The organism is Ancylomarina euxina, from assembly GCF_003863355.1.
GTDB classification, from domain to species: Bacteria; Bacteroidota; Bacteroidia; order Bacteroidales; family Marinifilaceae; genus Ancylomarina; species Ancylomarina euxinus.
Genome location: NZ_QQWG01000018.1, coordinates 62216 through 86307 on the forward strand (window position 1 = coordinate 62216; position 24092 = coordinate 86307).

The following is a 24092-nucleotide window of genomic DNA, read 5'->3' on the forward strand; positions in this document are numbered from 1 at the left end:
ACAATCACAAGGTCCCCATAACCTATGTAAACCACTAAATTCGACATTATAAATAAGCTAGCGTAAGTCGTAAACTAGACCAAACAATTATATTTTAATCATTAAAGCAACTAGTCCCTATTAAATAGGCACAAAAAGAAGTGCTATTCTCATATGGTGAGAATAACACTTAAGTATTATTAAGAGGGCACAAGTTACTATAGAGAGTTATAGTAATTAAAGATTTTAATCACATCAGCTTCCCTACCAAACTTTAACTTATTCTTTTTTACAAAACTCATAACATCCTCTTTTTTGTCAGAAAACAGAGCTAATATCGACTTCTTTTTGGGCTTAAAGAACTCTGCAGCATTATCATTAACACTAACATAGAATTCTTTTTTAATAATATACTTATCCGACTCTTGAGTTTGATAACTACTAACTTCTTTAGCCTTTATAAACTTATTTGTATAATGTTTATAGAACTTAATAGAACCGCCAGATAACAATTCTAAAAAATCCTGGGATAAAGTAGAACCGAAAACGAATTCAGAATAAACGAAAGTATGATCTCCTATTAAAATTGAATCAATTGAGGATTGATTTATGATTTTCATGATTTTCCCATCATGCTTTACATGCATTTCTTTTCCTTTTATAAAATACCTCATGGACACATTGCTAACAACGTGCTTATCATTAAAGTATACAGTGCCATCCGTCCAATCTTTATTGACAAAAAAATCACCTTCGACATTAATCATTTTAGAAAAATTTTCGAAATGCTTTTTATTGACTTCAGAAAAAGCTGTTGTTAAACCAGAATGGACCTGTGAACGCCCAGTTTTATTAAAAACAAACAATACAAAAACAACCAGGGAAACGAGTTTTAATAATCTCATGTTATTATAATTTATTTATTGATTACTAAATAAATAAAAAAAAGGATTACTCAAAACAGAGTAATCCTTTTTTTTAAAATTATAGAATCATATTAATTATCTGTTATCATTTACAGTATCATCAATAAAATCATTAGCATCAATCTCAGCTTGAGGAACTGTTAAGAAGAATCTCTTATCATTTGGCTCTAAAGTAAGATTTACACGATGGTTACCATCACGTACAATACCTCTACCCAAACGCTTAGCATCAAACCACTCAACACCAATTTCAGCATAAAGTTCTTTTCTTCTTTCCAAAAGAATCTCTTCTAGCAAAGCAGCACCTGTGTTAGCAGACTTAACAGCGCTAGGATCACGATCCGATTGTAAAGCGAAAAGTAAGTTATGAGCCGTTGTCTCATCACCATTACGGAAGTTAGCTTCAGCATCAATAAGAACCATTTCAGCTTTTCTCATTAAGTGCATGTCCGAATCAAAAGCAAATACAAATTTATCAGTTATATATTGTCTGTAATCCGTAGCAGGAACTCCATAACCATTCCAAAATTCATTTCTAACATCAGTTGCAGTAAAGTTGCTTACGAATGTATTATTACAGAACATACCGAAATAAGCATCTTGGTTGTGATCAGCAAAAGCATGAGGAGCTATATAGTAATAATTTGACTGATCAGACTGTTGATCCATACTCCACATTACCTCTGAAGCACTAAGATCATTAAATCCACCAGCATAAATAGAAGCATCTAATGCAGCAGCAGCATCACCACCATAAGCAGCGTTAGCAGCAGCTTCAACTTGATCCCAATCTTTATTTAAAGCCATTAAAATACGAGCTTTAAGACCTTGAGCAACACTTTTGTTCATGTAAGACTTATTAATTCTACTATCTGTTAATCCAGCAACAGCATCATTAATATCTTGAATCATGAAAGCTTCATATTCTGCAGGATCAGACATAGGTCCTGCTTCTGTAACTTGCTCCTTATACAATGGAGGTGTTTGTAAACCAGAATCCTTAGAATAATACTCTAAGTACAATTGAAAATAAGCAAATGCACGTAAAGCTTTTGCTTCTGCAATAATAACTGGCTTATCAGCCTCAGCAATTGCTGTACTAGCTGTAACTTCCTTTACAATAGTATTAGCATGATTAATCATCTCATAAAAATACTGCCAAGTTACAGTTACTCTCATTTTAGATGGTGTACGATAAGTATGAGCATAGTCATATAAAAACCAAGTTGGACCAGAAATAATGTCATTAGCTTTTACAGATCTAGCATAATACATTGAGTAAACCCCACCGAAATGAGTATTTCCATCTTCGTACTGACTCCTAAACATTCTATAAATTCCAGAGAAGTATGCTTGCACCCCTTCATTCGAGCCATAAATATCTTGTGCAGTAAGCACATCGGTCGGTTTTGGATCATCAAGATAACCTGAACATCCAAATCCTCCTACCATGATAGCAAAAATTGCTATAAGATTATATATTTTTTTCATTTCTTAATTTTTGTAGGTTAAAATTCTAAGTTAACACCAACTGATACAGTCTTCATAATATTTGAACGACTATCAGTAGTTCCTGCTAAATTTTGCTCAGGATCGATACCTTTTATTGTTGAGAAAGTCAACAAATTATCAGCTTGGAAATAGAAGCGACACTTATTCAGTTTTGTCTTTTTCAAGATAGATTCTGGAAGATTATAACCAATAGTTAAAGCCTTCATTCTTAAATAGTCGTTATCAAATAAGAAACGAGTTGAAGTTCCATTATAACTATTCTCTTCAGAAGTCAACTTAGGTGTATTTGTAATATCACCTTTCTGCTGCCAACGATTCTTAATGTCAACATGTAACTGATAACCTGGACGGTCAAGACTTCCCATTAGTCCTGCATAAGAGTAATCGTAAAGTTGTCCACCAACACTAAAGTTAAATTGAACATTTAAATCGAAATTCTTATACTTGAAATATGAACCAAAACCTCCAGTGAAATCAGGTAAAGAAGATCCTTGGTAATAACGATCAGCTTCATCATAATCATTTGTAGTTTCTCGAGTTACATTACCTTCAGCATCTTCAACATCTGTATACCAAAGAGCTTCACCATTATCTGAATCAACTCCAGCATATTCTTTAATAAAGAAATCATACATAGATTTCCCAACTTTCCACTTCTTAGTACCACTAATAATTTCTTCTTGAGGCAACTTAGTCAACTCATTTTTGTTAGTAGAGATATTGAAAGTTGAAGTCCAGTAAACATCATCAGTATGTACATTTACAGTATTCACAATAAACTCAAAACCAGAGTTTTTAACTGTACCAATATTAGTTGTTACTTTTGTGTTACCCGTAGAAGAAGGTAAAGGCATATCAAATAATAGATCCACAGATTCCTTACTATAATACTCGAAAGAACCAGTTACTCTATTGTTGAAGAAACCATAATCAAGAGCAACATTAAACAAAGCTGTTTTCTCCCACTTGATGTTTTGATCAACGATACCACCTTGAAGAACTCCAGTGTTTTCACCATTGTTCCAACCAGTACCATAAGCTGCATAGTATGGGAAATAACCAATACCTCTGTTATTACCTAGCTCACCATAAGAACCTCTAATTTTCAATAAGTCAATCTTATCAGCGAAACTCTTCATGAAGTTTTCATCAGACAAAATCCAGTTAGCACCAACTGAGTAGAAAGTACCCCAACGGTTATCTTCAGAAAATCTTGAAGAACCATCTCTTCTTGCACTGAAGTCAACAAAATAACGTTGCTTATAGTTATAATCTACACGAGCCATATAAGACTCTAGTCTTTCAGAATTAATATATCCTCCAACAGATTCAGGCACAGTACTACCAGACATTACTTTTACACCAGGTAAAAATCCTGTTCCTTGTGCTGATAAACGATCGTAATTATAATCGTACATTTCAGAGATTAAATCAACTGCAATTGAATGATCTTCGAAGTCTTTCTTATAATTCAATGAGTTTGTAATTGTAGTTGTCTCAGTAATTGTTCTTTCCTGAGAAACACGACCACCTACTGAAGCAGCAGATCCAAACTTATAATGATCATATTCATTAGAATCAAATACATATCTTTCATAACCGAAATTAGTTCTAAAAGAAAGATTCTTATGTAAGTCAAGCTTAAGGAAAGTAGAAGAGAAAAGATTTGAACGCGTGTATAAAATTTCATTTAACAATGAAGACGACACTGCATTTTCACCACCTAACACAGGTCGAACAGCATTTATTGCTTGTCCACTTGCATTACCGTAGTCATACATTTTAGCATTATTTGAATCGTATTTCAAATCACCATTCGCATCTCTTTGGTAAATAGGATAAATATTAGCAACAGAGTTAGCCCACTGCATAATACTCGTGTATGAGTTACCAGATTGATTTGGGTAATTCTGAATAGATTTAGAAAAAGATGAATTAGTACCCATTTCCATCCAGTCTCTTAACTTTGCTTTTAAGTTAATACGTCCTGAATATCTTTCAAATTCTGACTCAATAATAGCACCTTCTTGCTTAAGGTAGTTACCATTAATAAAGTAAACAACATTATCACTACTACCATTAACACTTAAATCATACTCATTATAGAATGCATTATCATTTGATAAAGCATCATACCAATCAGAATCATATTTAAGGTTTGCTCCAGATACAATTTCACCATCTGCTCCAACTGGGTTTGCAGTATCATATGGGTTGTAACCAAGATTTGTAATCAAACTATTAGTTGCTGTTTGCCCAGCAGTTGCAGCATCAGCACCACCAGTAATTGCACCGTTCCTAAGAGCTTCCCAAGAATACTTCATATAATCTTCAGCACCAACATAGTCATATAAATCAACAGCAGCATTAGAAACACCAGCTCTTGCATTAATAGAGATAGTTGCATCTTTCTTAACATACTTACCTCCTTTAGTTGTTATCAAGATAACACCATTAGAGGCTCTTGAACCATATAATGCAGATGCAGAAGCATCTTTCAAAACATTAATAGTCTCAATCTGAGAAGAACTGATTGAGTTTAAGTTACCTGAAAATACAACACCATCAACAACAATTAGTGGATCAGCAGAAGCATTCACAGAACCAACACCTCTAATACGAATCGTTGGATTCTCACCAGGCTGTCCACCAGACGTTAAAATATTAACACCAGGAGCAGCACCTTGAATTGAACTAATAGGAGAAACAGCAATTTGATTTTCCAAAACCTCAGCCCCAACACTAGTTACAGCACCAGTAAGTGCTCTCTTATTCTTGGTACCATAAGCTACAACAACGACTTCATCCACACCAATTGACTCAGACTCCATTACCATATTGATAACATTAGAAGTAATTGCTACCTCTATTTTTTTCATCCCTACAGCTGAAAAGACAAGAATCTTTCCATCAGCAGGAACACTAATAGAATACTTCCCATCGAAATCAGTGGAAGTACCTATGGTTGTACCTTTTACAATTACAGAAACTCCAGGAACAGACATGCCATCTTCGGCTGATGTCACGACCCCTGAAACTTCTCGACTTTGAGCGAATACGCTCTGTAATCCTATTAAACACAGGATTAACATCGAAAATAGACTTTTTTTCATAAATTTTTAGTTAGTGGTTAATTAACATTTATTTACACTCAGAAAACATTAGTATTCATTTCCAACTATGACGAAAACCATGATTTTATCGTGCCAATGCCCTAACAATCCGCTCAAAAGCCTTTCTACATGGGGGCTAGACCATTTCAAGAGACTAACAGATTGAAATAAGCAATACCAAAAGTGTGAAAAAATATTAAATAATCAAAGTATTATCACGAACAATACTCTGGTATTATATTAATAATAAAATGAAAGCAAGGCACTTCATAATCGACATAACAAAAGCTTTAGCATAGCATAATGTTTCTACAAGCCAGATATACAAGTTAATCTATGTTAAAATATGTGTTTTAAAATCATGAAATAATCACAACTAAAAACATGATTCTCATGTCTAATTTTTATTTAAATTTGTATTTAAATTCAAACTAAATAAGAAAGATAAGTCATGGCTTATATTATAGATCTAAAAGGAAAATCTCCAAAAATGGGGAAAGATTGTTTCCTTGCACCTAATGCAAGTGTTATTGGAGAAGTTGAAATGGGAGATGGATGTAGCATCTGGTTCGGAGCGGTACTTCGAGGTGATGTACATTACATTAAAATCGGCAACAACGTAAACATTCAAGATAATGCAACAATACATGCCACCTACCAAAAATCACCAACAAATATTGGTAACAATGTATCCATTGCTCACAACGCTGTTGTACATGGCTGTACAATTAAAGACAATGTTTTAATAGGTATGGGTGCGGTCGTACTGGATGATGCTATTATTGAATCGAATTCAATTATTGCTGCAGGCGCCGTTGTTACAAAAGGAACCCATGTAGAATCTGGAAGCGTATATGCAGGCTCCCCAGCTAAGAAAATAAAAGAGTTAAGTCCAGACTTGCTTGAGGGTGAAATCAATCGTATAGCCAATTCGTACGCCATGTATGCAAGTTGGTATGAGTAAACCATTAACAATAGGTGATGTACGATTAATAATTCTTAAGCGTACATCACTAACTTAAAGTGATGTGTTGGGCTTTTAGGTCTCGTTTTAAAAATACACCTGCCTTTTCTTCAAAATCAGCAACAGATTCCGTCGTAAAAAACTTAAGCACGCCTTCTTTCGAACAAACATGATCTATCTCAGGGTGACGTTCTAAATAATCAATTAAACTTCTTGCAACTATCTCCCCTTGTGAAATTAACTGAATATGTTTCGGCAAAAAAGATTCTATTGCTTTATTCAAAATTGGGTAATGCGTACAAGCCAAAATAATTGTATCAATTTGCTTACCTTTTGACATTAATGAGTCAATATGTTTTTTAATAAAATAGCGTCCCCCTTCATTATCAAACTCTCTATTCTCGACTAAAGGCACCCAAGTTGGACAAGCTTCCTGAAAAACGGTAAAATCCGGATACAATTTTGCCATTTCCATTAAGTAGGATTCTGACCTCACAGTACCAAGCGTCCCCATAACTCCTACATGCTTGGTTTTACTCAAGACTCCCAACTGTTCAACACTCGGACGAATAACGCCTAAGACTCTCCTATTAGGTGCTATACGAGGCAAATCTCTCTGCTGAATCGTTCGCAGAGCTTTAGCTGACGCGGTATTACAAGCTAAAATAACCAACTGACAGCCCATAGAGAATAATTTTTCGACTGCTTGGAGAGTATATTGATAGATAACGTCAAAAGATCGCGTACCATAAGGTGCACGGGCATTATCTCCTAAATAAATAAAATCATAATCAGGCATAAGCTTAACCAATTCGTCGAGAATAGTTAAACCGCCATAACCAGAGTCAAAAACGCCTATGGGTTGTTTAGTAGAAGAAAGATCGTTCAAGATATTATTCATCAGATTATAAATACTTAATAAAAAAAAACTCACCTAATGATACAAAAAAAAGGTAGAACTTATCACTAAGTCTACCTTTTAATATTTTCATCTGCCAAGGCAAGTGTGTCTATTGGATACCCAATTTTGTTTTCACAAGTGGCATAATATCAATACTAGATGATGAATTAAACAAAACAACACCCGTACTAAGATCTAAAACATAAGTAAAACCATTCTCTTCACCAACTTCCTGTATAGCTTTAGAAGCTTTATCAAAAATTGGTTTCAACAACTCTTGTCTAGTTGTTTGGATTTTATTTTGTGCAAATTGATCAAAAGTTTGCATACGATTCTGTAAATCCTGAATGGCCTTTTCTCTATCAGCACGTATAGCATCAGACAAAGTCTCTCTTTCCGCTACATACGCTTCAACTAGTTTCTGATATTCAGCTTGCATCGCTTTAATCTGAGTATCGAATTCTTTAGCTTTTGTTTCAATTTGCTTCTGCGCCATATCTTTCTCAGGCATAATCGCTAGAAGCTTAGAAGAATCAATATGACCTAACTTAAGTGTCTGAGCAAAAGTATTAGCGCTTGTTAAAAGCACTACGGCTAACAAAGTAACTTTTAAAATTCTTTTCATTTGGTTTCTTTTTAGATTTGAAGTTGAACAAGCAATTAAATTACTCAACCAAATTCATCGTTTTATTGTTTGTTTACTCTTATTCCTAATTTATAAAGGACCTTATCACTAAGGTCGAACTTATTATTACTGTAGATGATTGTTGGTCCATTAGCTTTATCAATAATCATTCCATAATCCCCAGCCTTGGCTATCTCTTTGATTGCCTCGTATATATCATCCTGAATTGGACGAACCAAATCCTGCTTTTTTTTATAAAGAGCCCCGTTCTGTCCAAAATACTGATTCTGCAATTTTTGAGCCAAAGCTTCTTTTTCCAGAATTTCCTTTTCTTTTTTAGTTCTCAACTCAGGAGATAAGAACACCTGATCTTTACGCAATTTAGCATGTAAATTCTTAATCTCGAGATAAACACTTTCGATTTCTGATTGCCATTTCGCAGAAAATTCATTCAATTGATCTTGCGCAGTTTTATAATCTGGCACATGGTCAAGTATATATGATGTATCAACAAATCCATATCGCTGTTGTTGTGCATTAAGACTTAAAGCACTAAACAGGAAAAAGCTTAAAACACATATCCAATACTTCATCATAATATTTGCTTGATTAAATGATCTTGTAAATAGAAATTAATGACACTTAAGTCTATTTTTTTTGAACGTATCGAATTTACTAATTATAAATTTAAAAGAAATAAACTTAACAGTAATTTTTAACCAATTAAAATTAGTTAAAACTGCTGACCAATTACGAAATGGAACTGACTTCCATTCTCTCCAGGTCTAGCTGCTTCATCAAACCCGTAAGCCCAATCGATACCTAACAATCCAAACATAGGCAAGAAAATTCTCATACCAACACCAGCAGAACGCTTAACATTGAAGGGTTGAAAATCTTCAAATTCATACCAAGCATTACCTGCTTCAGCAAAAGCTAAAGCATAAATAGTGGCCGATTGACTTAAAGATAATGGATAACGAACTTCAGCTGTGAATTTTGAGTAGATATTACCCCCCAAACGCTGTCCACTTTCAGCAATTGGTGTTAATGTTCCATTACCATATCCACGTAAACCAATATTATCGCTACCGTACATTGAATATCCTGACATACCATCACCCCCTACTTCAAAACCTTCGAAAGGTGAACGCTTATCTTTATTGTAATGACCTAAGTAACCAAACTCAGCTCCTGTATATAAAACTAACTTATCAGTCTTATTCAAGATTGGTGAAAACATTTTCCCTTTAAATACCCACTTATGATATTCAATCCATTTGTACTTTTCCTGCTGATCCCTATCGCTATTCGTTAGTCGAGAATAATTTACATTATCGAATAAAGAATAAGGAGGTGTTATTTTCATACTTAATGAAAATGAAGAACCACTTCTTGTATATAAAGGATTATTAATAGAACTTCTGGATAAAGTTGTTGTGAAACTGAAGTTATTCGATGTTCCATCATGAATGAGATAATACTGCCAATCTTTTAATCGATAATTCTGATAGCTTATCTCGTTATGTAATGTAAAAAAGTCATCAGGCCATTTCAATCGTCTTGCCAAACCAACACTCATACCCAGAACCTCCTGTTGCTGATCGGTATTGGGCTGATTATTATTATAATACTGACTATACGAACGACTATATCCTGATTGTTTTGAGTAATAGAAAGAAGTACTCAATGAAGTCGGTTTCTTGCCACCCAACCAAGGTTCTACAAATGAAACGCTGTATGAACTATAATATGAGCCATTCGTTTGTGCACGAATACTTAAGGTTTGTCCATCACCTGTTGGCAGTGGGCTCCATGCTTCTTTATTAAAGATATTACGGATAGAAAAGTTTGAGAATTTCAAACCTACAGTCCCAATAATCATACCAGCACCCCAACCTCCTGAAAGCTCAATCTGGTCGTTAGCTTTTTCTTCCAACTCATAATTTATATCAACCTTTCCACTTTCTGGCTTAGGCTTAATATCAGGGTTTATCGCTTCAGGATCGAAATGCCCCAACTGAGCTAATTCACGTACTGAACGAATAATATCTTTTTTACTGAACAATTCGCCTGGATAGGTATAAAGCTCTCTTCGAGCAACATGTTCATGCGTTTTTGTATTCCCAATAATATTTACTCTGTCGATATAGGCTTGTTTTCCCTCAACAATACGCATTTCTATATTAATTGAGTCCGTACCTACAACCGTTTCAACAGGATTTGCATTAAAGAATAAATAACCATTATCTAAGTAAAGATTACTAACAGCATCATCTTCAATCGTCAACCTCTTATCCAATAAAGTTTTATTATAGGTATCACCCTTTTTTAGGTTTAAAACCTGGTCAAGAACGAATGAATTATAAACGGTATTACCAACCCAAGTTACGTCATTAAAATAATACCGATTCCCTTCTTTATACTTTAGGTAAATATCTACACGATCATCCTCAACTATAACAAGACTATCAGAAATAATCAAGGCATCACGAAAACCTTTTTCATTAAACTTCTCGATCAAAGTAATTTTATCTTCTTCCCATTTCTCTTCGATATATTTAGAAGATTTAAGGAAGTTCTTGAATCTCTTTTCCTTCGTATTCTTGATAAATTTCTTAATTTTCTTTGTTGTAAACGCATTATTTCCTTCAACAAAAATATTTCGAACTTTTATCTTATTGCTTCTATCAACTATAATATCCAGAATAATACTATTCTCTTCATCAGTAGCATCTCGCTGAACAATATTAACTTCAGTATTATAAAAACCTTTCTCCTTAAAATAGTCCTTAACGACGATCTCTGTATTGTTAAGTAAGAAATCAGTCACTTGAATCCCCTTCTGAAGTTTCAACTTCTCCTTAAGTTTTGTCGTTTCACTTTTTGAAAGCCCCCCATAGTTTACGCTAGATAAACGTGGTCGTTCTTGAAGATGAATATTCAAAAAAATCTTCTTTCCAATAAGTTTAGTCGCAGAAACATTAATATCCGAAAATAGACCTTGCTTATATAATTTTTGGATACCCTTAGTGATTTGTTCTCCAGGAACATCAAGTTGTTCTCCAGCTTTCAATCCAGCAATTCGTATCAAAACATCACTTTCGAGATGTTTAATACCTGAAACAGTGACACCACCGATTTCATATTTCTGGGGTGAAGCATAGTCCACCGTAGGATTGTAAATAGTATCGGCTTCTTGTGCAAAAGTGCTTAAACTTATAAGAAGAGAAAAGAGGAAAGTTAATCGCTTAATCATTATCTAATTGAATAGTTAATTCTTACTTATTATTTACTTGCTCACTAATTTTACCAAAACGTCTTTCTCTATTTTGATAGTCTAAAATTGCTTTACATAGCTCATCCTTATTAAAGTCTGGCCAAAACAACTTTGTAAAATAGAATTCAGAATAGGCAATTTGCCACAACAAAAAATTACTAATTCGGTGTTCACCACTAGTCCGAATTATCAATTCAGGATCAGGTATTCCCTTTGTTGTAAGATGATTTTCGAACAAAGATGCGTCAATATCTTCAATTGAAAGTTCGCCATTTTTTGTTTTAAGAGCTATTTGCTTTACGGCATCAACAATTTCCCATCGAGCACTATAGCTTAATGCTAATACCAAAGTTAAACCTGTATTCACTTCGGTTTTTTCAATTGTCCCATCTAATTTTAACTTCACCTCTTCGGGCAAAGTCCCTAGATCTCCAATTGCTTTTAATCTCACATTATTCTTCATAAGAGTTGGGGTCTCATGATCGATGGCATCAACAAGCAACGACATCAAACTTAAAACCTCATCTTTAGGACGGTTCCAATTCTCAGTAGAAAAAGCATAGAGTGTCAGATAAGATATACCAAGTTCAGCGGCAGCTTCTACTGTTTGTCGAACGGCTTCAACACCATTCTGATGACCAACAACACGATGTTCGCCTCTCTCCTTTGCCCATCGACCATTACCATCCATGATAATAGCAATGTGCTTAGGTAATCTTTCTTTTATGATCTTATCAGTAATCGACATATATTATTTTACTATTCTATCATATGCATGACATTGCAGATCGTTAAAGAGTTGCAATGTTAATGTTACACCTAAAAATGATATCCAATCATCATTGTGAAACTTATTAGCAATATTTAATTTATTCGGATCACTCAATCCATCCAAATCATCGGTAAAAGTCTTTTTAAACGACCACTCAACAGCGGCTGTCCAGCGTTTCCCGATTAAGTATTTACATCCTACTCCCATAGGAATAGCAAATGATGAAGTCGTACTACTTGATGATACATACGACAAACCGCTTGTAATATAGGGAGAAAAACGTTTTGCCCTACTCGATAATGGCACTAAGAAAGGTTGAAAATTAAATTCCATCTGTATGGAAAAGTCAACCAATTCTGTTTCAAAGGATGCTGCTCTTGATTGTTGATATTTATTATCAAAGTCGAGATCATTAGCCTTTAAATTTCCAAAACTTAAACTTGTTCTCAAAGCATATCTTGGTCCCATATTATAACGATACATGAAACCTAGCGTTGGCGAACTTGAATAAAGTTGTTTATTAGGGTTAATATCTCCCAGATAATAATTGGTTCCTGCAATAATTCCGACATCAGATGAATTCTGAGCAAGAACTGAGTGACCAACAAAAAAGAATAATATCCCTAAAATAAATTTATACATGAAAAACTCGTTTATATAACTTAATCCTTCTTATTCGAACATAAGATGCGCTAAGTTTCGAATATTATTCAATCATAAGCTACAAAAGTAGCATATAATCTGAAAAAACCTCGGGTCTTAACAAAAATTAACCGCGGTTTACAAATGTTTTCACCAGCCCCTAAAAGCTAGCTAATTACGCTTATCAACACCCCACATTAGCTTGTTACGGAGTGTGCTATAAAAAGAATGAGTTTTTAATTTCAGCACCTTAATTTTAAAATCAGCTTTACTTATTTTCAATTCATTTAAAGCTTCAAAACTGACCGATCTTGAATCCAAAGAAGCCAGATAACTGTCACTTCGACCTTCAACTTTCAGAGTTATCTCTTGATGATTTGGAACCACAATAGGGCGCACCGTCAGGTTATGTGGGGAGATTGGAGAAATTACAAAATTTTGTGTGTTGGGAATCAAAATAGGTCCTCCCACACTCAAAGAATAAGCGGTTGAACCCGTTGGAGTAGCAATTATTAATCCATCAGCCCAATACGAATTCAGATATTCACCATCGATATAAGTATGAATCGTAATCATCGAGGCTGAATCTTTCTTGTGAACCGTAAACTCATTTAAAGCATAATTAAAATCCTTAAATAAGCCATTATCTTTAGTTTGAACCTTTAGCAAGGTTCTTTCTTCAATCGAATAATTACCATCGAAAATATCTGAGATAGCTGCAGGGATTTCTTCACGAGCAATATCGGCCATGAAACCCAGTCGTCCACTATTAACACCCACAATTGGAATTCCGGAATCCTGTACCACTGTTACTGCGTCAAGAAAAGTACCATCCCCACCAATACTAAAAAAGTAATCTACCGCTTTATCCAAATCAGCATGTTGAGAAAAAAACTCAGTTACATCTGGTGTGAAATCCAATTTATTTACGATAAAATCGTACAAGGGACGATAAATACAAAGTTCAATTTTATGAGAATTAAACTCATTTAAAATTAATTTAAAGCTATCTAGAAAATCTTCACTAAACTGCTTCCCAAACAGGGCTACCTTCATGTTGTTTTTTAATATAGTAAATGTTCAAAATAAATGAATAGAGCTAAAACTCAACATCAATTTTTAATTACAATAACTTGTATTATAATTTATTCACAAATATAAGGGAATAGAGAAGCTAAACAAGATTATGGAGCTTTTGAATCACATTAATTAAGTGTTCAAAAATTTCATAAAAGAATTATAACGATCAAAAAGTAAATCTTGCATATCATCATTTCTTAGGTAAGATGATTTAATGACATAATCGTAACGATGGAGAGTCTGAATAATAGATGTTAAATTAGTCTCATTTATCTTGATGGTTAGTTCAATTTTACGAGAAGTATCTGAGGATTTAATATATAAACTCAAAATTTTCGCATCATTACCTTCCACAATTTGAGCAATTTCACTGAGAGAATAATCAATAGAATTCAATTCTAAAACGATAATACCACCAGGTTCACTCACTGCAAAAATCTTATCGACGTATTGCATCAAATCACTTAAGGTGATCAAACCTAAATATGTTTCATCCTCTAAAAGAACAGGAATCACTGTTAGTTTAAGATGCGAGACCTTTTCAATTACATCATAAATATGCTGGTCTTGAGTCACAAAAGGACTAAATAAAGACAATTTTTGTTTTCCGATAGGTTCTTCAACCTGATTTAAATCGTAAATATCATTATCTGACAGAAGCCCAATAAATTCATCGCCTCTCACAATAGGAAGATGAGAAACCTTAAATATTTCCATCCAATTAAGAGCTTGAAGCCCTGTGTCAGACTCTCGCAAAACCGGAACAACATCAGAAATTAAATCTTTTGCAATCATATTAGGTTTTTTTTCAAGGAAATACTTCTAATTTTGTCTTTAATCAGAAACCAATAATAGTACAAATTGTGAGTTTAATTCTAACAACTCAATTATTCATACATAAAATGACTAGACTTAGTGTAAATATAAACAAAATTGCAACATTAAGAAACGCCCGAGGTGGCAATACGCCCAATGTTTGCAAAATGGCTACCGACTGTGAAAGATTTGGTGCAGAAGGCATCACAGTTCATCCTCGTCCGGACGAGCGCCACATACGTTATCAAGATGTATTAGATCTTAAAAAGATTGTTACAACTGAATTTAATATTGAGGGATACCCAAATAAAGAATTTATTGATTTGGTATTAAGCGTAAATCCAGATCAGGTAACTCTAGTTCCAGATCCACCAGAAGCGATAACTTCTAATGCAGGCTGGGATACAGTAAACAATAAGGATTTTCTAATTGAAGTGATTTCTATATTCAAAGCCGCTGGCATTCGCACATCAATTTTTGTAGACACAAATCTTAAAAATATTGAAGGTGCTAAAGAAACAGGGACTGACAGAATCGAACTTTATACTGAACCTTTCGCAACAGACTTTCCAAATAATCCTAAAGAATCTGTTCGTTTATTCACCATTGCAGCTGAAAAAGCACATGAATTAGGATTGGGTGTGAATGCAGGGCACGATTTGAGCCTTGAGAACCTAAAGTTCTTCAACGAAAATGTACCTAATCTTGCTGAAGTTTCAATCGGACACGCTTTAGTTGCTGATGCCTTATATTTTGGAATGGAAAACACGATTCAAATGTACAAGCGTCAATTAAAATAAAACAAAATCATTTGATGTGAAGGTGTAAATCTTCACATCAAATATTTTTCTCACCTACACACTGCCATGAAACTCAATTACAAGAAACTTGGCGAGGGACCAGCCCTTATAATTGTTCATGGCTTATATGGAAGCCTGGACAATTGGCTAAGTGTAGCCAAGGAGTTATCTCAAAATTTCGAGGTCTTTTTAATCGACCAACGAAATCATGGCAATTCACCGCATGCTGACTCGCACACTTATTCAGACCTAAAAAATGATCTTCTGGAATTTATGGACGATCAACAAATAGATAAAGCTGTTCTTTTGGGTCATTCTATGGGTGGTAAAACGGTCATGTTTTTTGCTATTGATCATCCAGAAAGAGTCAGCAGCTTGCTTGTTGTTGACATTGCACCGAAAAACTACAGCAAAATCTCTGACTACGCACCTCAAACCATCAATCACGAACATCTTGTTTCCGTTATTCTGAATATGGATTTAACTCCGTTTAATTCACGAACTGAAATCAATCTCGAACTTGCTAAACAAATCAAAAGCGAGAAGGTCAGACAATTTCTTCTGAAGAATCTTAAACGGAATGAGGACAAACGCTTTGGGTGGAAATTGAATATTAAAACAATCAGCGACTACTTACCACAAATAATGGATGGAATTGATGAAAGCTCTTTTTTGAAAGGTAAAGGAATTACGGGGTTCCCTGTTTTATTCATAAAAGGCGAGGAATCGAATTATATCTGTGATAACGACCACAAGCCTATTCGAAGCATTTTTCCCTATGCTGAAATTACCAGCATTCCTAAAGCAGGACATTGGGTACATGCTGAACAGCCAGATTTACTTGTAAAAACAATCAACTACTTTGTTTTGGAATAGAACTTAATCCGGCTCTTTTAGGTTCGTTCGAGTATCTATACTCGAATATCGAGTATGCAGACACACTTGCTATTAAAAAAATTGGCACCCACCCTACTTCGAGGCACGAAAATCGAGTATCGAAGCACAGTATAGCTTAAAAACATTAACATCAATCGTGCATCGAGCCTCGATTTATCCTAAAAGTTTTGACAAAAAGCCTAAAGAATTAATGTTAAATATAATATACCAAAGAGCCGAATAGAATTAGATTCTATTCGGCTCTTTTAAATATGTATTCGAAAATATAATATTACCAAGTAATCTTATAAGTGAAAACTGTTTTGGCTTGAATATTATATCGCTTGTTACTCGAATTAATAGGGTCAATATTATCTTCATATTTGAGACCAGATATTCTAATAAAATAATTTTCCCCGATATTCATTTTGTTCACATCCAAAGGTATTTCAGCACCAATACTCTGTGAAATTTCCAATGATTTATCAGCTCCTGACTCTGCTGGCTGAAGGTAACTTCTAAACAAAACTGGCACCGTGTTCGATTTAGATGATAATATCTCAATTATATAAAACACATCCTTACCGTCAAGAGCCTTCCACTCAACAGTAACATCTGTAGACCCAACAGGTTTGACAAATTTAACCTTAGTATAATCCAGCTTTTCTAACTTATATTCAGATAAATCTTCGTCTAATTTGAATTTTTCATTTGCCTTAGTTCTCAAATAGAAGCGAATCTTTTTAGCTCCCTCAAAACCATCTAAGTAGCGACTCAAACCCTCATCTGAAAGCACAAAAATCTTATCATTAATATAATTTTCAGATTTTATCAATTCTTCTTGTTTGTTTAAACTTTGCATTGCAACTACCTCTTCAAGATTAGAACCTGTCACTTCATAATCCACTCTATAATCTGCCTTAAAAACATTATCTACTAAACGCAAATCATTTACAATATAGGCATCCGCTGTTACATCTTCGAACCCCTCAATTGAGGTTGTATATTCTCTTCTCCCTGAGCTACTATTTAATTTTAGGAAATCTGTTGTAGAACCCGACTGAATAAACCATTTTTGTGTCGTTGAACCTTCCACTGAATTATCAACTATTTCGAGTACATCGTCAATTAAACTCCAAGTTCCTACATTTTCATCACGTCTACCACTATATTGCTGACGTTTAAGCATTCCTCCACTTTCAAATCGATATGCAATTACCGCATCGTCATTTTCATAGCTTTTAGATAAGTAAGGGTTTGAATACCACATCTTATTAACTAAATCTTTTTGTTCAAAATCTATTTCTATATCTCCTCCTCCACTACTTCCTCCACATGAAGTCATAATCAATGAGAGAGCAGATACAGTAAAAATCCCTAAACTTTTAAATCCTATTTTTTTCATCGTTCTATTTTAATTTTAGCTTTTAAACTAAGACTGATTTCAATTTCATTACTCCAAACACGAAACTAAGCAAAATATTGCACAGATTATGATACTAAATCAATACCCTCTCGAAATTTACTTCAGGGATCAGATCTTCACCTTTGTATCGTAAAAATAATTGAGCGGTTGCCAAAATATCCTTTTCACAATAAATAGCAATACGTTCCAAATCATCTTCCCCCCAATAAACCTGACCAACCATCGATCCATCAATATCATCTTTGGGTGTTGGAATATTGAAAACTTCACATAACAGAGCCAATGAGGTATAATGCTTATAATCGCCAAATTTCCATAGCTCCATGGTATCTATAAACCTGATCTCCCAAGGTTTTTTTCCAGCAATATTTAATGCGTTAGGCAGTTTCAATCCATTAATCAACATTCTGCGTGCGATATAAGGAAAATCGAATTCTTTCCCGTTGTGAGCGCAAAGATTCTTTCTTGGCTTTGAGCAAAAACGATCAAGCATTTCTCTAAAATCGGCTAATAATTGCTTTTCATCGTGACCGTAGTATGATTTCACTATAAAATGTTTTCCATCTCCTTTTTTAACAATCACACCAGTTGAAATACACACGATTTTTCCAAACTCAGCGTATATTCCTGCCCTAGGGTAGACATCTGAAGCCGTTTGCTCTTCGCTTCTAAAATAATTTGATTTTTTCTCCCACAAGTCTTGCAACTTGGGACTAACTTTATCGAAATCGGCTTCACCTGAAACCGTTTCAATATCGACAAAAAGTAAATCTTCTATCTTAATATCATCAAGCATAGTCAATAATTTATCATAAATGAAGATTAAATCTATAAAAAAAGGAGATCATAACAAAATCTCCTTCACAAACCCTGATTTCATCATAGGTTTCAAATCTTTTACGTTTACGAAGTATCCTCAGAGTTTATTTCGTACTTTCTCTACACCTACTTCGTATCAAGACTGGATGCACCCAGACCTGTTCTATGCTTGATCCAGGCTTGTTCCGCACCTGACACGAATCAACCTTTAAATAAAAATCTAAACACTTACCTTAAGGTTCTTTTGAATAAACTGAGTCAGAATATCAATAGCAACATGATTATTTCCCCCTTGAGGAACAATGATATCGGCATAACGTTTGGTTGGCTCAATAAATTGCAAGTGCATAGGTTTTAATGTATCCTCGTAGCGAGCTAAAACTTTATCTACCGAGCGGCCACGTTCAACAATATCGCGCTTGATAACACGATTCAATCTGTCATCGGCATCACAATCAACAAATACTTTAATATCCATTAGATCGCGCAATTCAGGCTGAGTTAAAGCCAAAATCCCCTCAATAATTACCACTTCTGTTGGTTGCACAGGAATCGTTTCTTCCGAACGAGTACAAGTTAAATATGAATAAATAGGTTGCTCAATAGCAAGACCCGTTTTCAATTGCTTTAAATGCTCTTGCAAAAGTTCGAATTCAATTGAATTTGGATGATCAAAATTGATTTCCTGACGCTTCTCTAATGGCAAATGACTACTATCTCGGTAATAGGAATCTTGAGGCAATACAGCAACCTCTCCTTTAGGTAAACGCTCAATAATCTTTCTCACAACGGTCGTTTTACCCGAACCTGTACCTCCTGCTATTCCAATTATTAACATGTGAAATGGTATTTAAATCAAATATTATAAATTTGCACTAATTTTGCAGTGCAAAGATATAAATTTTATGCTGAGTTTTATCCTTCAATAAATTGCTCTAAGTCGTCACTCTTAGTTTAAATATCAAATTGATTTGAGAATTTAACTTGGTTAAAATAGTCTCAACAATACCGATCATTTATTTTATTAGATCAAATATATTACATCTAAACCACATATTACAAATTAGTCTTTATGAACTTATATCCTTTAAAATTCGATCCAATTCCTAAAGTAAAAATTTGGGGAGGAAACCGTTTAAACAAAACATTAAACAAAGAATTCAATACTACTGACAAAGTAGGTGAAAGTTGGGAAATATCAGGTTTAGAAGGTGACCTTTCTCTTGTGAAAAATGGTTTTCTTGAAGGAAACGATTTGGAAGAACTCATTGAGGTTTATATGGGTGAATTGGTTGGAGACAAGGTATACGACCAATTTGGTCTCGAGTTCCCATTACTCATTAAATTTATAGATGCTAATGAGAACTTGTCCATTCAGGTTCATCCAGATAATGAATTTGCTCTTGAAAAGCACAAGGCTTATGGCAAAACTGAGATGTGGTATATTATTGAAGCTGAAAAGAACTCTGAACTTCTCATCGGTTTTAATCAGCCGATAGATAAAAACCTATTTCTAGATGCCATTCAGAATGGTAGCTTACCAGATATCATTAATAAAGAGAAAGTAGAAGCGGACACTTGCTACCTGATTCCTGCTGGTAGAATTCACGCCACTGGGAAAGGTGTTCTCTTTGCCGAAATACAACAAACATCAGACATTACTTATCGGATATACGATTGGGACAGATGTGATGCGGAAGGACAGGCACGTGAACTTCATCTTGATTTGGCAAAGGAAGCATTGGATTATACATTTGAGAAAAAGTATAAAACCGATTTCGAGCATAAAATCAATGAAACTTCAGATTTAATAAAGTGTCCATTTTTCACCACCAATATAATCGAATTCAACAAACCTATTGAAAAAGATTACTTCACACTGGATTCATTTGTGATCTATATCTGTTTAGATGGGCAATGTGATATTCAAATTGAAGATGAAGAATCTGTTTCATTAACAAAGGGTGAAACCGTACTAATACCTGCTAGTTTAAAGAATTTGACTTTAGCACCTAAGCTGAACACAAAACTACTTGAAGTATTTATTCAATAAGTAAAAGTTGATTTACATACTAGAAAATCAGTAACTCTTCATCGAAATAGAAGAGTCAATCAATATATATGAAATCACTATTTCGATTAAGCTAGTTTCTGACTAACTTTGCCCGGTAAAAAAAATATAAAACATGAAGGTCAATACAGCCGAATTTATTATTTCGAACAGCGACATAACCAGATGCCCTAAAGCAAATATGCCAGAGTATGCTTTTATTGGACGTTCGAATGTTGGGAAATCATCCCTGATTAATATGCTAACCAATCACAAAGGTTTAGCTAAAATTTCAGGAAAACCCGGAAAAACCCAACTCGTGAATCATTTCCTTATCAATAAGGAATGGTATTTGGTTGACCTTCCTGGATATGGTTATGCAAAAGTTTCGAAAAACCTTAAAAGTGGTTTCAGTAAAATTATTTACAGCTATATCGAAAGTCGTGAAAATCTTCTTAACCTTTTTGTTTTGGTTGATGCTCGTCATGACGCGCAACAAATCGACCTCAACTTTATGGAATGGTTGAATGGGAAAGGTATCGCCTTTTCTATCATCTTTACAAAGGCTGATAAGCTCACCAAAAGAAAACTGGCCGATAACATTGAAGCTTATAAACAGCAAATGTTAGTGAGATGGGAAGAGATGCCACCTTATATTATCAGTTCCTCATCATCCGGAATGGGACAAGAAGAAATTTTAAATTTCATAGAAGAAACCAATAAGATTGTCAGCTTCTAAAAAAAATAACCAAAAGAAGATTTCCATCCGAGATCTTCTTTTTTCATTATAAACAGCAATCAATTAAGTCGTTCAATTACAAGAGAACAAATACAATATTTGCGTTCTTATTTTTATTAAAAACTAGTTTATATTCTTAAATTTGCACCATCGTTATCTTAGTGCAAATTATAGAATTCCAAACAATTCAATAATTATTGCACTAATGTCACTTACAACATCAGTAAAAAACAGCCAAATTATGAATGCCCCAATTAAAATTTTCGCAGGTTCAAAGAGTGAAAAATTAGCAGCCCAAATTGCTAAAGCCGCCGGACTAGAGGTCGGTAATTCAAGTATCGTCAACTTTAGTGATGGTGAATTTGAGGTTGCTTACGAAGAAACTGTTCGTGGAGCTCACGTGTTTATCGTTCAATCTACTGTTCCTCCTGCTGACAACTTGATGGAACTTTTAATGATGATTGATGCTGCCAAGAGAGCCTCAGCTTATAAAGTTTGTGCCGTAATGCCGTATTTCGGATTTGCTCGCCAGGACAGAAAAGATCGTCCTAGAGTCGCTATCGGGGCAAAACTAGTCGCTAACTTATTAATGGCTGCTGGTGTAGACCGTGTTATGACTATGGATCTACATGCTGATCAGATTCAAGGATTCTTCGATATTCCAGTTGATCATCTTTATGGGTCATCTGTCATATTGCCTTATCTTAAGGAGTTAAATATTGAAAACCTTGTTATTGCTTCTCCAGACATGGGAGGTAGTAAAAGAGCAAATGCATATGCTAAATATTTAAATGCTGGTCTTGCAATTTGCCACAAAAGAAGAGAAAAAGCGAATGTCGTTGGTGAAATGACAGCTATAGGTGATGTTGAAGGTATGAATGTGGTTATTGTTGACGACATGATTGACACGGCAGGTACCATTGCAAAAGCTGCCAACATGCTTAGAGAAAAAGGAGCACTAAGCGTTAGAGCCGTTGCTTCGCATGCTGTTCTTTCAGGACCAGCTAACGAAAGAATTGACGAATCGGAACTTTCTGAGGTCCTTTTCACTGATTCTATCCAGTTGGATGGTGTTTCACCTAAGATTAAAACATTAACGATTGCTGACATTTTTGCAAAAACTATCCTTAATGTTTATAATAACGAGTCAATTAGCTCGAACTTTATTATATAATTAATATATTTGCGGCGAATTTTGGTAATACTATTTATAATCGTGTGATGGGATATGAATTGAGCCTGCTTACCAAAGGCTATGATATTTGTATTGAGTAACACAACAAAAAAAGTACAATGAAAACTTTAGAATTAAAAGGTTCATTAAGAACAGACTTAGGAAAAAAAGCGACTAAAGCTTTACGTAGAGCAGAATTAGTTCCTTGTGAGCTTTATGGTGGTGAAGAAAACATTCACTTTTCTGTAAGCGAAAAAGACCTTAACAAATTGCTTTTCACTCCTGAGGTGTTTATCATTAAATTTGATATTGACGGAAAAGTATTTACTTCAGTAATGAGAGAAGTACAATTTCACCCAGTAAATGATAAAGCACTTCACGTTGATTTCTTCCAGGTAACTGAAGATAAAGCTTTCGAAGTTGAGGTTCCTGTAAAAGTTGAAGGTTTCGCTGAAGGTGTTAAGGCTGGTGGTAAACTTGCTGTAAACTTAAGAAAACTTAAAGTGAAAGCTTTCATGAAGGATCTTCCTGAAGCTCTTCCTATTGATGTAACAAATCTTGGTCTAAGTAAGAGTATCCAAGTTGGTGCTTTATCTTTTGAGAACCTTGAATTATTGAATGCTAAGAGTGCTGTTGTTGTTCAGGTAAAACTTACCAGAGCTGCTCGTGCTGCTGCAATGGCTGCGCAAGGCAAATAAGCATTTTCAAAAGCTTGCTGATACAAATATTAGCAAAAATACAAGCTCCCAAGCCCTTATGCTTGGGAGTTTTATTTTTAAAACCAATTTACAAATTCATTCCTACTAAAAAAGAAATGAACTTGTAGATCATGCATAAAAGATCAAAAACTATTGATTAAATTGGCCCTTATTCTTCTACATAAATTACATGCAACATGTTTAAGTTTGTCAAAAATTTATTCACAAGAACAAAAGCCAATAATTCAGAAAAAAACGCTGATATGAAGTACTTAATTGTTGGACTTGGGAATATAGGACCAGAATATTTTCACACCCGTCACAATGTTGGTTTCAGAATTCTTGATGCTCTTGCTGAAAAAGCTAATCTTGAATTTAAAGATGGTAGATACGGAGCCATTGCTGAATACAAATTTAAAGGACGACAGTATATTCTTGTGAAACCAAGCACCTATATGAATTTGAGCGGTAAAGCTGTTAATTACTGGTTGCAGAAAGAGAATATTCCGATTGAAAATATGATGGTTTTAGTCGATGACTTGGCTCTTCCATTCGGCACATTACGATTACGTTCAAAAGGAAGCGATGCTGGACATAACGGACTAAAACACATTAACGAAACATTAGGACACCAAAACTATACACGTTTACGTTTTGGTATTGGTGCTGATTTCAGCAAAGGCAAACAAATTGATTACGTTTTAGGTAATTGGTCACCAGAAGAACTTGAAGAGCTTCCTGAACTTTACAAAACCTGTATCAATATGATTAAAGGCATAAGTACAATAGGAGTACAACGTACTATGACCGCATACAATACTAAAAAAGAGCCTAAAAAACCTAAGAGTGAATCAGCAGAATAAGTTTTTATACTCGTTTCTGATTTTACCAATAGAATTC

22 protein-coding genes are annotated in these 24092 nt (G+C 34.5%); 8 read left to right on the forward strand and 14 right to left on the reverse strand.

The genetic code is table 11. The features are described from left to right. Nucleotides 1–197 precede the first annotated feature (197 nt). The 3 genes from DWB61_RS14555 to DWB61_RS14565 all read right to left on the reverse strand — a co-directional run bounded on the left by DWB61_RS14555 (nt 198) and on the right by DWB61_RS14565 (nt 5530). Nucleotides 198–884 carry a hypothetical protein gene (locus DWB61_RS14555; protein ID WP_125031647.1) on the reverse strand — a complete coding sequence of 229 codons (687 nt, stop codon included), beginning with the start codon at nt 882–884 and terminating at the stop codon, nt 198–200. 96 nt (nt 885–980) lie between these two features. After that, nucleotides 981–2396 carry a RagB/SusD family nutrient uptake outer membrane protein gene (locus DWB61_RS14560; RefSeq protein ID WP_125031648.1) on the reverse strand — a complete coding sequence of 472 codons (1416 nt, stop codon included), beginning with the start codon at nt 2394–2396 and terminating at the stop codon, nt 981–983. 17 nt (nt 2397–2413) lie between these two features. Then, nucleotides 2414–5530, reverse strand: a complete 3117-nt coding sequence (locus DWB61_RS14565; protein ID WP_125031649.1) for a SusC/RagA family TonB-linked outer membrane protein — start codon at nt 5528–5530, stop codon at nt 2414–2416. A gap of 451 nt (nt 5531–5981) precedes the next feature. On the opposite strand from DWB61_RS14565, the gene DWB61_RS14570 reads away from it, so the two are divergent. Then, a complete protein-coding gene (locus DWB61_RS14570) occupies nt 5982–6494 on the forward strand; it encodes a gamma carbonic anhydrase family protein (RefSeq protein WP_125031650.1) in 513 nt (170 codons plus the stop codon). Nucleotides 6495–6543: 49 nt separating this feature from the next. Here DWB61_RS14570 and murI read toward each other — a convergent pair whose 3' ends face one another. The 8 genes from murI to DWB61_RS14610 form a co-directional block, all read right to left on the reverse strand. Beyond that, nucleotides 6544–7395 (reverse strand): glutamate racemase, encoded by an 852-nt coding sequence (murI, locus tag DWB61_RS14575; RefSeq protein WP_125031651.1) that lies wholly within the window; start codon nt 7393–7395, stop codon nt 6544–6546. A 109-nt stretch (nt 7396–7504) separates the two neighbouring features. Next, nucleotides 7505–8020: an OmpH/Skp family outer membrane protein gene (locus DWB61_RS14580; protein WP_125031652.1), complete on the reverse strand. Its 516-nt coding sequence runs from the start codon at nt 8018–8020 to the stop codon at nt 7505–7507. A 62-nt stretch (nt 8021–8082) separates the two neighbouring features. Continuing rightward, entirely contained in the window at nt 8083–8613 is a 531-nt protein-coding gene (locus tag DWB61_RS14585) for an OmpH/Skp family outer membrane protein (protein ID WP_158614438.1), read from the reverse strand. Between the two features lie 140 nt (nt 8614–8753). After that, nucleotides 8754–11279, reverse strand: coding sequence for an outer membrane protein assembly factor BamA (gene bamA / locus DWB61_RS14590; protein WP_125031654.1), 2526 nt, complete (start codon nt 11277–11279; stop codon nt 8754–8756). Between the two features lie 22 nt (nt 11280–11301). Next, a complete protein-coding gene (locus DWB61_RS14595) occupies nt 11302–12048 on the reverse strand; it encodes an isoprenyl transferase (protein ID WP_125031655.1) in 747 nt (248 codons plus the stop codon). Nucleotides 12049–12051: 3 nt separating this feature from the next. Continuing rightward, nucleotides 12052–12714: a type IX secretion system protein PorG gene (porG, locus tag DWB61_RS14600; RefSeq protein ID WP_125031656.1), complete on the reverse strand. Its 663-nt coding sequence runs from the start codon at nt 12712–12714 to the stop codon at nt 12052–12054. A 171-nt stretch (nt 12715–12885) separates the two neighbouring features. Continuing rightward, nucleotides 12886–13770 (reverse strand): NAD kinase, encoded by an 885-nt coding sequence (locus DWB61_RS14605; RefSeq protein WP_125031657.1) that lies wholly within the window; start codon nt 13768–13770, stop codon nt 12886–12888. 153 nt (nt 13771–13923) lie between these two features. Further along, nucleotides 13924–14589 carry a CBS domain-containing protein gene (locus tag DWB61_RS14610; RefSeq protein WP_125031658.1) on the reverse strand — a complete coding sequence of 222 codons (666 nt, stop codon included), beginning with the start codon at nt 14587–14589 and terminating at the stop codon, nt 13924–13926. 107 nt (nt 14590–14696) lie between these two features. On the opposite strand from DWB61_RS14610, the gene DWB61_RS14615 reads away from it, so the two are divergent. Next, nucleotides 14697–15410 (forward strand): pyridoxine 5'-phosphate synthase, encoded by a 714-nt coding sequence (locus DWB61_RS14615; RefSeq protein ID WP_125031659.1) that lies wholly within the window; start codon nt 14697–14699, stop codon nt 15408–15410. Between the two features lie 66 nt (nt 15411–15476). After that, nucleotides 15477–16286, forward strand: coding sequence for an alpha/beta fold hydrolase (locus tag DWB61_RS14620; protein WP_125031660.1), 810 nt, complete (start codon nt 15477–15479; stop codon nt 16284–16286). 292 nt (nt 16287–16578) lie between these two features. Here DWB61_RS14620 and DWB61_RS14625 read toward each other — a convergent pair whose 3' ends face one another. The 3 genes from DWB61_RS14625 to udk all read right to left on the reverse strand — a co-directional run bounded on the left by DWB61_RS14625 (nt 16579) and on the right by udk (nt 19369). Further along, nucleotides 16579–17691, reverse strand: a complete 1113-nt coding sequence (locus DWB61_RS14625; RefSeq protein ID WP_125031661.1) for a hypothetical protein — start codon at nt 17689–17691, stop codon at nt 16579–16581. Between the two features lie 94 nt (nt 17692–17785). Next, nucleotides 17786–18508, reverse strand: coding sequence for a 3'-5' exonuclease (locus tag DWB61_RS14630; protein ID WP_125031662.1), 723 nt, complete (start codon nt 18506–18508; stop codon nt 17786–17788). 243 nt (nt 18509–18751) lie between these two features. Then, nucleotides 18752–19369, reverse strand: a complete 618-nt coding sequence (gene udk, locus DWB61_RS14635; RefSeq protein ID WP_125031663.1) for a uridine kinase — start codon at nt 19367–19369, stop codon at nt 18752–18754. Between the two features lie 234 nt (nt 19370–19603). Between udk and DWB61_RS14640 the strand changes: the two genes are divergently transcribed. The 5 genes from DWB61_RS14640 (at nt 19604) to pth (ending at nt 24055) form a co-directional block, all read left to right on the forward strand. Continuing rightward, a complete protein-coding gene (locus tag DWB61_RS14640; protein WP_125031664.1) occupies nt 19604–20584 on the forward strand; it encodes a type I phosphomannose isomerase catalytic subunit in 981 nt (326 codons plus the stop codon). Between the two features lie 133 nt (nt 20585–20717). Further along, the gene (gene yihA / locus DWB61_RS14645; RefSeq protein WP_125031665.1) at nt 20718–21320 is read left to right on the forward strand and encodes a ribosome biogenesis GTP-binding protein YihA/YsxC; all 603 of its coding nucleotides are present in this window, start codon (nt 20718–20720) and stop codon (nt 21318–21320) included. A gap of 205 nt (nt 21321–21525) precedes the next feature. Continuing rightward, nucleotides 21526–22494: a ribose-phosphate diphosphokinase gene (locus DWB61_RS14650; RefSeq protein ID WP_225423405.1), complete on the forward strand. Its 969-nt coding sequence runs from the start codon at nt 21526–21528 to the stop codon at nt 22492–22494. A 119-nt stretch (nt 22495–22613) separates the two neighbouring features. Next, nucleotides 22614–23192 (forward strand): 50S ribosomal protein L25/general stress protein Ctc, encoded by a 579-nt coding sequence (locus tag DWB61_RS14655; RefSeq protein WP_125031666.1) that lies wholly within the window; start codon nt 22614–22616, stop codon nt 23190–23192. A gap of 263 nt (nt 23193–23455) precedes the next feature. Next, entirely contained in the window at nt 23456–24055 is a 600-nt protein-coding gene (gene pth / locus DWB61_RS14660) for an aminoacyl-tRNA hydrolase (RefSeq protein WP_125031667.1), read from the forward strand. Nucleotides 24056–24092 lie beyond the last annotated feature (37 nt).